The organism is Alistipes sp. CHKCI003, from assembly GCF_900021155.1.
Classification (GTDB): domain Bacteria; phylum Bacteroidota; class Bacteroidia; order Bacteroidales; family Rikenellaceae; genus Alistipes; species Alistipes excrementavium.
Window position 1 is genome coordinate 23,251 of the sequence record NZ_FCNT01000056.1, and the last position, 11,188, is coordinate 34,438.

The following is an 11,188-nucleotide window of genomic DNA, read 5'->3' on the forward strand; positions in this document are numbered from 1 at the left end:
TCGCTCGTCTCTCCTGCCCGGTGTGCTCCGGACAGGGAGCGATGCGCATTCGGCCCTGCGGGAACGGGCGTTATTTCACGAGGTTGTACGTGTCCGTCGCGATCACCAGTTCCTCGTCCGTGGCGATCATGGCCACCTTGACGCGCGATGCGGGCTTCGACAGGAGCTTGTCCACGCCGCGCGCGCCCTTGTTGGCCTCAGCGTCGAACTCCACGCCCATGAATTCGAGACCCCGGCAGACGCCTTCGCGCATTTCGTCCGAGTTCTCGCCCACGCCGCCCGTGAAGACGATGAGGTCCAGACCGCCCATCTCGGCGGCATACTGGCCGATGAATTTGCGGATGCGGTTGTCGTACATGTCGCGGGCGAGGATCGCCTTCCCGTTGCCTTCGTGATAGGCTTTGTCGATGTCGCGCATGTCGCTCGACAGTCCCGTGAGCCCCTGCACGCCCGACTTTTTATTCATCATGGCGTTCAGTTCGCCGTAGTTCATGCCTTCCTTTTCGCCGATGAAGGTGATGGCGCTGGGGTCCACCTCGCCGCAGCGGGTACCCATCACCAGTCCGTCCACCGGCGAGAAGCCCATCGACGTGTCGAACGAACGGCCGTCGAGCACGGCCGTTACGGAGGCGCCGTTGCCGATGTGGCAGGTTACGATCTTCGAATGCGCGAGGTCGAGACCTGCGAGTGCGGCCCCCTTGGCGGCCACGAACTTGTGGCTGGTGCCGTGGAATCCGTATTTGCGTACGCGGTATTTCTCGTAGTATTCGTAGGGCAGCGCGTACATGTAGTTGATGGCCGGTATGGTCTGGTGGAACGAGGTGTCGAACACGGCCGCCTGCGGTACGCCCGGCAGTACCTTTTCGATCGAGAGGATGCCTTCGAGGTTGGCGGGATTGTGCAGCGGCGCGATTTCGAAAAGCGCGCGGATCTTCTCCTTCACTTCGTCGGTTACGACGCAGCTCGCGGGGAAGAACTCGCCGCCGTGTGCTACGCGGTGGCCGACGGCTTTCACCTCCGAGAGCGACGCGATCACGCCGTGCACGGGATTCGTGAGCGCCTCCAGCACGAGCCGGATGCCGGTCGTGTGATCCGGAATGGGGCGGTGGAGTTCGAAACGCTCCTTGCCGACGGGTTTGTGGGTGAGGTCGCCTTCGGGAAGACCGATGCGCTCGACCAGACCTTTGGCGAGCAGGGTGTTCGCGCCGGCTTCGATGTCGATCACCTGATATTTGATCGACGAGCTGCCGCAGTTGAGTACCAATATTACCATGTCGTGTGCTATATTATGTTCGTTAATTTCTCGTCAACTCTCCGAGCCACATCCCCAATGCCGCGCATGCCGTGCATACCCCGACGCTCAATCCGGCATAGAGGGCGGCGGGACCGTACTGGCCGTCGCGGAGCAGGCGCACCGTTTCGGCCGAAAAAGCCGAGAAGGTCGTGAATCCGCCGCAGAATCCCACCGCCAGCAGCCGCATCAGCCACGCCGAACTGCCCGCCGCACCGGCCAGCAGGCCGATGAGCAGCGATCCGAGTGCATTCACGGCGAAGGTGCCGGCCGGAAAACCGCACCACGTGCAACCTGCCATGAGATTGCCCGCGAGCAGATAACGGACGACGCTTCCCGCAGCGCCGCCGGCTCCGACGGTCAGAATTTCCCGAATCATCAATTAAAGGTAGGACTAATTTTACAATAGTGCAAATTTAAGCAAAAAATAGTTACGAATTATAATAATTCCTCCGCTTTTTTGGAAAGAAATTGTCGTGTAGCGGCGTATTTCGTGAATTGTTCGTTTCGCAAACTCTCCGGCAGCGCCGGATAGAGAGGTCCGACAGGCCGTGCGGTCCGGAGCGTTCGGGGACTGCCGGGACGGGGAAGCGACTGCGGGCCGCTGAATGTTTTCGAGGCTGTCGGATGCGGACCTTTTCGCTGTTCGTCGCCGGCGTCGGGGCCGTCGCGAGTTTCGTCCGAGTGCGCTCCGCCGCGGGGCGGCAGAGACGGCGAATAGCCGGCAAAGCCCCGGCGATGCCGGGGACGGGGCGGTGAATCCGTAATTTGCAATGGTTGCGGACGATGCCGGTTTTTCCTCGGTCGAACCGGGAAGGATAGATCGCGGATCCTCCCTGTTCTTCGTGCCTTCCGTCTCGCCGAAACGTGCCCGGGAAACGGCCGTGTCGGGGAGGCTGCCCCGGCCGACCGATGTTCGAGACGGTCGGTGCTGTGCAGATCGGCGGACAGGCGCCTTCTCAGGTGTGAGCGGTCGGGTTTCGCATGGATTGCCGGGACGCCGCAGTACGAGCGTCCCGGTGTTTTGCGGGCCGTGCACCGTCTCCGTTCTCTGTCGTTCCCGTTCCGTCCCTTTTCGAACGCCTTTGCCGATGTCCGGAAAACGCAGGTCATGCGATGCGGCGATGTTTTTTCCGGATGCCGCAAACCGTGCGGACCTGCGGCGGAATGCGCTCCGCAGCATCGGGGACCGAGACGCATTGCCGCTCGGTCTTCGGCAATGCGGAGGCTTTCGGGAATCGGACGGACAGGGGCGTTTCCGGTGTGTCGGATGCGGAGAGCGCATGTTTTATTTGCCGGGGCCGGGACTGTGGAGCGAAATTCAACTTTTTTTGCTATCTTTGTCAGTGCAATCTGTGAGGGTTGCAACATACGAACGATGATACATCGGCTTTTTCCCGACTCACGAAACTTCGACATTTTCGCAACACGGTAAGAGAGAAGCACGGTGTTCGCGCTGTTTCACAGCGTGGGCATACTTCTTCTTATGATTCTACTGTGTGGGTGGTCGAAGACCTCGTGGGTGAATGGGGAGTTTGTCCGCGCTTCTTTGTTCGTCTCCGCAAGCCCTCCCCTTCGTACCGGCCGCCGTTTCGTCGTTCGCACTTGTCCGCCGATCGCCCCTGTCCTCGGACAAGACTGCATATCATCGGTTCCGTGTTGTTTTAGTCAGCCTCTAATTCCATGCACGGAACGGCCTGCGCAACCATTGTGCAGGCTTTTTTGTTCCATGCGGCTGCGGTCGTCCGTTTCGCCCGTATGCGAGCCGAGGACGCTTGGGGGATCGGGAACCTCCGGCATTCTGAGGATCGAAGAATGCCCGCGCTTTCGGGATCGAGGACCTGCGGGCGGGAGATGCGGAGGTCCGAAAGCGCATGGCAGGAGTGCGGCAGTAAGATTCGGTGAGGCATCAGGTCGGAGAGAGGGATCCGGTCTCGGCACCCGATTCCAATTATTGGGGGAATGCCGGAATGGAACTTTGCTTTCGAGACTGGGAACGACTGCGATATGGATTCCGTTTATATTTACTGAATGCGGTTGTACGGTGTACTTTTTTTTACGTCTGGATTTCCCGCTGCGAAAGTTTAGAGCCGCGAAATCGCCGTAAGACGGACAAGCTCTCCTGCCGCTTACCTGTCGGCATCATCGTCCGACAGGATGTTTTTTTCGGTGCTTTTTCCTTAAAATCGCACATTTGAATCGGATGATAGAAGACCCTTTATAGGTTGTACGAACGGTTGGTAGGGACTGAATCGGACGATTTCCGCCCGGTCTCTTCGGAGCCGGAGAATTCCGGCACCTCGGGAGCGAGGAACTCGGGATCGGGGAATGCCTGTGCTTATGGGATTGGGGACGAGAATGTGTTCTGAGCAGGCAATCGTATTGTGATTAAAGATTCATATCGTTCTGCCGCTGCCGTTTTGTGCCAGCCGGTTCATTTCTATCGTCTCATCCTTGCCGGTTGCGTTTCTGGCGTTTCGTTCCCCGGTCTTCCGGTCCGTGTCGTTTTGTGCGTGCCGTTTCATTTTTGTCCTTGCGTTTCAGTTGTTCGGTTTTCGCCGTTTCGTCTCGGGAATTTTTATTCCTGCCGGGGCCTCCTCACTGTTTCGTCTTTGATCCTCCCGCTCCGATATTCCGGTCCGTGTCGTTTTGTGCGCGCCGTTCTTTTCGGGCCGTTCCTTCCCTGTTATTTCCGTCGCTTCGGTGGAGCGAAGCCGGGCTGCGGAGCATAAAAAAAACGGAGCGCCCTGTATCGGAACGCTCCGAATATCGAAAAAAGCAGGTAACCGAACTATTAGTGACGCCTCATTGTAGAATTGGATTCAGTTGACTATGAAGAATTGGGATAGAGAATCCAGTGGTTACCTGCTGATCGTGTGTCTTGTCCGTTTCGTTTTCAATTTTTGTTCAGCAGAGCCGGCGAGTAGAGGTAGCGCTTGATGCTCCGCTTGGGTGTTTTTTCGAATTCCGTAGGATAGATCGTGAAGTCCGCCACCTGTTCGTATCCGGCCACCAGCTTGTTCAGCTCGCGGATGTTGTTCTCCATGATCGCGGGCAGTTCGCTCTTGTCCACTCCCTCCTGCTCGGCTTGTTCGAAGTCCGGAACCACGAGAGCCTTGAGCCGGCCTTCGCTCTCCATGATGAGCGACTCGAGCACCAGATACATGTTGTTGAGTTTATCCTCGATCTCCTCGGGGTATATGTTCTGACCGCTTCCGCTGAGAATCATGGTCTTCGAGCGGCCGCGGATATAGAGCGTGCCGTCGGGGTCCATCGTCGCCATGTCTCCGGTGTGGAGCCAGCCGTCGGCATCGAGCACGCGCTCGGTGTCTTTGTCGTTCTTGTAGTATCCTTTCATCACGTGCTCGCCGCGGACGAGGATCTCTCCGGCTTTGTGCTGCGGATCGTCCGAGTCGATCCGCACGTCGATGAACTGGCTGAGGTAGCGTCCGCACGAACCCGCCTTGAACTCGTTGTCGGGCGTGAAGCTGATCAGCGGTGCGCATTCGGTCATACCGTAGCCGATCGTGATCGGGAACTTGATCGTCATCAGGAACGCTTCGGTCTCCTGATTCATCGGGGCGCCTCCCACGATGAAGATGTTGACGTTGCCGCCGAATGCATCCATCAGCTTTTTGCGGATGACCGAGTGGATCGCGCTATTGAGCAGCGGGATCTTCATGGCGATGCTCATCGGTCCCTTTTCGAGCAGCGGGAGGACCTGTTTGCGGTAGATCTTCTCCAGAATCATCGGCACGCAGCAGATGATCGTAGGCTTCACGACCGACATAGCCTCCAAGAGTATCTTGGGCGAAGGGATGCGGCCCAGCAGCGTGATATGCCCGCCCACGGCCAGCGGGGCGAGAAAGTCGAACGCGCAGCCATAGGCGTGGGCCAGCGGAAGGAACGAAAGCGTCCGCCCGCCCCGCTGGAAATACTGCGTCCCGGTCTGGGTGTTGACGGCTCCTTTGGCGAAAAGCACGTTGCCCGTGAGGTTGTTCACGGTGAGCATCACCCCCTTCGAATAACCTGTCGTGCCGGACGTGTAGTTGAGCAGCACCACCCGGTCGTTGGGAATTTCCGGATATTTGATGTCGTTGACGCTGAATCCGCGCGGGTATTTCGAACGGTAGTTTTTCAGAATTTCTTTCTGAAATTTGGTGAGCGACTTGCCGTTGCGTTCGTACACCGCATGGAAGTCCGTGAGCGAAAAGACCGCCTCGATCTGGCGGATCTGATCCTCCTCGATGATGTCCCAGAAGTTGTCGCCCAGAAACAGCAGCCGGCTCTCGGAGTGGTTGATGATGTGGATGACGTCGTTGGGATTGAAATCCTGCAGGATGGGGACGATGACCGCGCCGTAGGTGATCGTTGCGATGTAGGTGATGCACCAGCGGGGGTTGTTGCGGCCGATGAGCGCGATTTTGTCTCCCTGCCCGATGCCCGCCTTTTTGAAGAGCAGATGCAGCTTGGCGATCTCCTTGGCCATCTCGTAGTACGAAAAGTGCTCTTCCTTGAAATAATCGGTCAGCGCCGGCATTTCACGGTTTTCACGAAAACTCGCTTCGTAGAGTTTGATCAGGTTCTCCTTTAACATCGTTCGGGGCGCGCCCGGCTGCGGGCATTCGCTACAAAGGTAATTCAAAAAATGAAGTTTGCCAAAAACGCGGTATTCTTTTTAACGCCGGGCGCTCTTTTGCGTTACGAATCCTGCGTTTTCGAATATCTGCCGGGGCGGATTCCGCTACCCGCGTTTCTCCCTGCGTTCGTCCGGGTCGATTCTGATCTTGCGGGGTCGCCAGATGTAGGTTTTCGATTCGGTGCCGGCTCTCAAGCGCTGGATGTTTTTTCGATGGGTGAAGATCAGCAGAAAGGCGATTGCGAACGAGAAGATCACGAACGGCACCGACTCGTTGACCTTGGGCGAGAGCAGCGTGAAAACCGGGAAGCAGCAGCCCGCGACCATCGAAGCGAGCGAGACGTAGTGCGATGCCATCAGCACCACGAACCAGACTCCGAAGCAGAGCAGCACGACCGGCGGGTAGATGCCCGTGATAGCCCCGACGAGCGTGGCGACGCCCTTGCCGCCCCTGAATCCCGCGAAGATGGGGAAGATGTGCCCCAGCACGGCGGCGAACACCGCCACGATCTTCAGATTGATGAGCCACACCTCGCTCACGTGTTCGTCGTACTTGAGCATTTCGATGATCGTAACGGCGACGAATCCCTTGATGAAGTCGAGCGCGAAAACCGGAATCGCGGCCCGTTTGCCCAGTACGCGAAGCATGTTGGTCGTTCCGGCGTTCCGGCTGCCGTGCTCGCGGATGTCCACGCCGTAGTATTTCTTGCCGATCCACACCGCACTGGGGATCGACCCCAGCAGGTAGGCGATGATAATCATCGTGATAGCGCAATAATAGGTCAGTATCATAGTGCGTTTAATGGGGGTATAGATTATGCAAATATAATAAATTGTCTGAAAAACGAACCTAAACTCGAAAAATTCCGCGCCGGCTTCTGGGCTTTTTCACCGGAATCTATTATCTTTGCGAACGTTTTCGATAAGCCGAGTGCAATCCGAGTTTACTCGGGTATTGCCGAGGCGAGAAAACGAAGGAAAACCTCAACGTTTTCGATAAGCCGAGCGCAATCCGAGTTTACTCGGGCATTGCCGAGGCGGGAAAACGAAGGAAAACCCGACGTTTTCGATAAGCCGTGTAGTACGGAGCCGATTCATTCGGTCGCTGCCGCGGAGGGAAACGGCTGCGGAGGCAAAACGTTTTCGATAGACCGTGCGCAGAGCCGGATTGGTGCCGCGTCCCTGCGGGCGGTTTCCGACCGTCCGACCTGAAACCTGAAAATAATTAACCTTAAAACTGACCGTTATGTTCAAAACGAAAGCATTGCTCGAACCGATGGGCTCGTGGTCGTGGTGGCGCTCGTGGATTCTGATTTTCGTGGGGTGCTCGATCATGGGGGCGGGATTCGTCTTCTTCATCAATCCCTACAATTTCGTCCCGGGAGGCGTCTACGGCGCCGGTATCGTCCTCCACAACATCTTCCCCTCGATCCAAGTGGGTACTTTCGGCTATATGTTCGACGTGCCCCTGATGATTATCGCCGTGCTGGTTTTCGGCGGAAAATTCGGCGCCCGCACCGTGCTGGCGGCGCTCTATACCCCGGGCTTCATGAATATCCTGACCCGTCTGGTCTACCCCAACGAGGAGGCCGTGCATTCGCTCGATCCGGCGCTGCTGCTCGGCGGACGGCTCGATCTGTCGAACGATTTGCTGCTGACCTGCATCATGGGCGCCGTGGTCGTGGGGGTCGGACAGGGGCTCGTCGTGCGTCAGCAGGCGACCACCGGCGGTACGGATATTCTCGGCATGCTGTTGCAGAAGTTCGCGGGGATCAAGTTCTCGACGGGGATCTTCCTCGCCGACGGCGTCGTGGTGCTGTCGGGTCTGATCGTCATCGGCTTCGGACTCGGCACGGGCGAAGCTGCGCAGGGCGGCTGGATGCTGACGCTCTACTCGCTCATAACGATCTGGGCGGCTTCGCGCGTGGTGGCCTATATGCTCGACGGAGCCTCCTACGACAAGCTGCTGTTCATCATCAGCGACAACCACCGCCAACTGAAAGATTTCATCCTCAACGACCTCGACCGCAGCGCGACCTATCTCAAGGCGAAGGGCATGTACACCGAGGCCGACCGCGACGTGATCTTTCTGGTGGTGAGCCGCAAGGAGGTGCGTCTGGTGCAGCACAAGATCAAGGAGATCGACCCCAATGCATTCGTGGTCGTAACGGATGCTTACGATACGTACGGCGAAGGGTTCAAACCTTTCCCATCGGCGGACGAGATACAGGCCGAATAGCGCGGATTGCGCTTCGGACGACGGCTTTGCGCGGACGGGCGCTTCGTGCGCAGGGGCGTTTTTCCGGGATCGGATTTTCCGGGATCGGACCTGACCGCAGCGGATATACTTATATAGGTCGGTTTCGTGGGGCCTGCCGGGGACGGTGCGAACGGGGAAGCGCCTGCCGGGGACGGTGCGATCGGGGCCGCCTTGCCGGGAGGGACCCGAACGGCAAATCGGGCTTTCCGGAAGCGGAGTTGCTGAGAATAAGTCTGTTTCGGAGCCGGTTTGCCGGACAGGTTTGCCGGATACGGATAATTTTTATTGAGAGATAATTTTGAATTTCGAACCGAACAAATTGCGTCCGCTCGAAGGGGCGGGCCGAAAGCTCTTCATCGAGACCTACGGTTGCCAGATGAACGTCGGCGATTCGGAGATCGTCGTGTCGCTCATGCAGGCCGCGGGCTATGTCTACACGGATCGGATCGATCAGGCGGATGTGGTGCTCATCAACACCTGTTCGATCCGCGACAATGCCGAGCAGCGCATCTGGGGGCGTCTGGCCGAGATGCGGCGGCTGCGCCGTGCGAAACCCGCGCTCGTCGTGGGGGTGCTCGGCTGCATGGCCGAGCGGCTTCGGGAGCAGCTCACGGAGGGCGGCCACGGCGTCGACGTGGTCGCCGGGCCGGACGCTTACCGCGATCTGCCGCGTCTGGTGCGCGAGGCCGAGGCCGGCGGAAAGGGGGTGAACGTGATGCTCTCGGCCGAAGAGACCTATGCCGAGATCGCGCCCGTGCGGCTCGACCGCAACGGGGTGAGCGCTTTCATCGCCATCATGCGCGGGTGCAACAACTATTGTTCCTACTGCGTGGTGCCCTATACGCGGGGCGTGGAGCGCAGCCGCGATCCGGAGACGATCGTCGCCGAGGCGCGGAGCCTTTTCAAAAACGGCTACCGCGAGGTTACGCTGTTGGGGCAGAACGTCAACTCGTACCGCGCGGGCGAGGTGGACTTTCCGGAGCTGCTGCGCCGTGTGGCGGAGGTCTCTCCGCGGCTGAGGGTCCGTTTCGCTACGTCGCATCCCAAGGATATGAGCGACCGCCTGCTCGAAGCGATGGCTTCGATGCCCAACATCTGCCGTGCGATCCATCTGCCGGCCCAGTCGGGCGCGTCGTCGATGCTCCGGCGCATGAACCGCAAGTACGACCGCGAGTGGTATCTCGGCCGCATCGCCGCCATCCGTCGCTATATGCCCGACTGCGCCATCACGACCGACCTGATCGCCGGATTCTCCGGCGAAACGGAGGAGGAGCACGCTCAAACCCTCTCGCTGATGCGCGAGGTGGGCTACGATTCGGCTTTCATGTTCAAATATTCCGAACGGCCCGGAACCTTCGCGCAGCGTCATCTGCCCGACGACGTGCCGGAGGAGGTGAAGTCGCGGCGTCTGGCGGAGATCATCGCCCTGCAATCGGAGCTCTCGCTCGCCGGCAACCGCCGCGACGTGGGGCGGGAGTTCGAGGTGCTGGCCGAGTCGGTTTCGAAAAAACGCGACGACCAGCTCTCGGGCCGTACGTCGCAGAACAAAGTGGTCGTCTTCGACCGCGGCAACCATCGCATCGGCGAATACGTGCGGGTGCGGATCACGGATTGCACGCCCGTAACGCTGATCGGCGAAGCGATATGAGTTCGGGCAAGCCGGTCGCCGCCCGGGGTGCCGGTGCGGACGACGACGGCGGGAAAAGCAAATGTTTTGTTAAAGATATATTAGGTTATGAGATTCGACGAACTCGACCTCGAGGATGAGATTCTCGACGGTCTGTACGATATGCATTTCGAGGAGATGACCCCCGTGCAGGAGGCCGCCATTCCGATCATTCTGGAGGGGCGCGACATCATCGGCTGCGCCCAGACCGGCACGGGCAAGACGGCGGCCTATACGCTGCCGCTGCTGAACCGGCTGCTCATCGAGGGCAACGAGGACAATGTGGTGAAGTCGCTCATCATCGTACCCACGCGCGAGCTGGCGCAGCAGATCGACCAGCAGTTTCAGGGATTCGGCTACTACCTGCCGATTTCGACTACGGTGGTCTACGGCGGCGGCGACGGCAAGGGCTGGGACGCGCAGAAACGCGGCATGCTGATGGGATCGGACGTGGTGATCGCCACCCCGGGCCGCATGATCGCCCACCTGCAGAACAGCGGCATCGACCTTTCGCATGTGGAGTGTCTGATTCTCGACGAGGCCGACCGCATGCTCGACATGGGTTTCAGCGACGACATCATGAAGATCGTCTCCTACATGCCCCGCGAGCGGCAGACGATCATGTTCTCGGCGACGCTTCCTCCGAAGATCCGCGAGCTGGCCAAGACCATCCTGCGCGATCCGGCCGAGGTGAACATCGCCATCTCGAAACCCAACGAGGCGATCGACCAGTCGGCCTATGTCTGCTACGAACGGCAGAAGCTGGGCATCGTGCGCAGCATGTTCGCCGAGCCCCTGCCCTACAAGACGATCGTCTTCTCGTCGTCGAAGATGAAGGTCAAGGAGCTGGCCCATATCCTCAAACGGATGAAACTCAACGTGGCGGCCATGCACTCCGATCTGGAGCAGGCGCAGCGCGAGGAGGTGATGCTCGATTTCAAGAACGGCAAGGTCGACATCCTCGTGGCTACGGACATCGTGGCCCGAGGCATCGACATCGAAGATATCGGACTCGTTATCAACTACGATGTACCGCACGATCCGGAAGACTACATCCACCGCATCGGCCGCACGGCCCGCGCCGCGGCGACGGGTGCTGCCGTTACGTTCGTCAACGAGGAGGAGCAGGGCAAATTCCATCAGATCGAGAAGTTCATCGAGAAGGAGATCCGCAAACGCGAATTGCCTGAGGAGGTGGGCTCGGGGCCCGTCTATGATCCGGCGGTCAACAACGGCCGCGGATTTCGCGGACGGGGCGGCAGCGGAACCGGCCGCAACCGCGGCAGCGGCGGGCGCGGGGACGGCAAACGTGCAGACGGCGGACATAGCGGC

7 protein-coding genes are annotated in these 11,188 nt (G+C 59.1%); 3 read left to right on the forward strand and 4 right to left on the reverse strand.

Going from position 1 to position 11,188, the window contains the following annotated elements:
* Positions 1-70: 70 nt before the first annotated feature.
* The 4 genes from BN3659_RS07395 to plsY form a co-directional block, all read right to left on the reverse strand.
* Entirely contained in the window at positions 71-1,273 is a 1,203-nt protein-coding gene (locus tag BN3659_RS07395; protein WP_091535787.1) for an acetate/propionate family kinase, read from the reverse strand.
* Between the two features lie 22 nt (positions 1,274-1,295).
* The gene (gene crcB / locus BN3659_RS07400) at positions 1,296-1,670 is read right to left on the reverse strand and encodes a fluoride efflux transporter CrcB (RefSeq protein ID WP_091535788.1); all 375 of its coding nucleotides are present in this window, start codon (positions 1,668-1,670) and stop codon (positions 1,296-1,298) included.
* Positions 1,671-4,187: 2,517 nt separating this feature from the next.
* Positions 4,188-5,888 (reverse strand): AMP-binding protein, encoded by a 1,701-nt coding sequence (locus BN3659_RS07405; protein WP_091535791.1) that lies wholly within the window; start codon positions 5,886-5,888, stop codon positions 4,188-4,190.
* A gap of 147 nt (positions 5,889-6,035) precedes the next feature.
* Entirely contained in the window at positions 6,036-6,722 is a 687-nt protein-coding gene (gene plsY, locus BN3659_RS07410) for a glycerol-3-phosphate 1-O-acyltransferase PlsY (protein WP_091535794.1), read from the reverse strand.
* Between the two features lie 454 nt (positions 6,723-7,176).
* Here plsY and BN3659_RS07415 point away from each other — a divergent pair, with 454 nt between their 5' ends.
* The 3 genes from BN3659_RS07415 to BN3659_RS07425 all read left to right on the forward strand — a co-directional run.
* Positions 7,177-8,169, forward strand: a complete 993-nt coding sequence (locus BN3659_RS07415) for a YitT family protein (protein WP_091535796.1) — start codon at positions 7,177-7,179, stop codon at positions 8,167-8,169.
* Positions 8,170-8,488: 319 nt separating this feature from the next.
* Complete coding sequence (gene miaB, locus BN3659_RS07420) at positions 8,489-9,838, forward strand: tRNA (N6-isopentenyl adenosine(37)-C2)-methylthiotransferase MiaB (protein ID WP_224757807.1); 1,350 nt, start codon at positions 8,489-8,491, stop codon at positions 9,836-9,838.
* 87 nt (positions 9,839-9,925) lie between these two features.
* Positions 9,926-11,188 (forward strand): DEAD/DEAH box helicase (locus tag BN3659_RS07425; RefSeq protein WP_091535799.1); only part of this gene is annotated, 1,263 nt, incomplete at its 3' end.

What these genes read in the sequence shown, in the direction of transcription:
- BN3659_RS07415 (WP_091535796.1), top strand. Translation starts at nt 7,177, where the DNA reads ATGTTCAAAACGAAAGCATTGCTCGAACCGATGGGCTCGTGGTCGTGG.
- BN3659_RS07395 (WP_091535787.1), bottom strand. Translation starts at nt 1,273, where the DNA reads ATGGTAATATTGGTACTCAACTGCGGCAGCTCGTCGATCAAATATCAG.
- BN3659_RS07405 (WP_091535791.1), bottom strand. Translation starts at nt 5,888, where the DNA reads ATGTTAAAGGAGAACCTGATCAAACTCTACGAAGCGAGTTTTCGTGAA.
- crcB (WP_091535788.1), bottom strand. Translation starts at nt 1,670, where the DNA reads ATGATTCGGGAAATTCTGACCGTCGGAGCCGGCGGCGCTGCGGGAAGC.
- plsY (WP_091535794.1), bottom strand. Translation starts at nt 6,722, where the DNA reads ATGATACTGACCTATTATTGCGCTATCACGATGATTATCATCGCCTAC.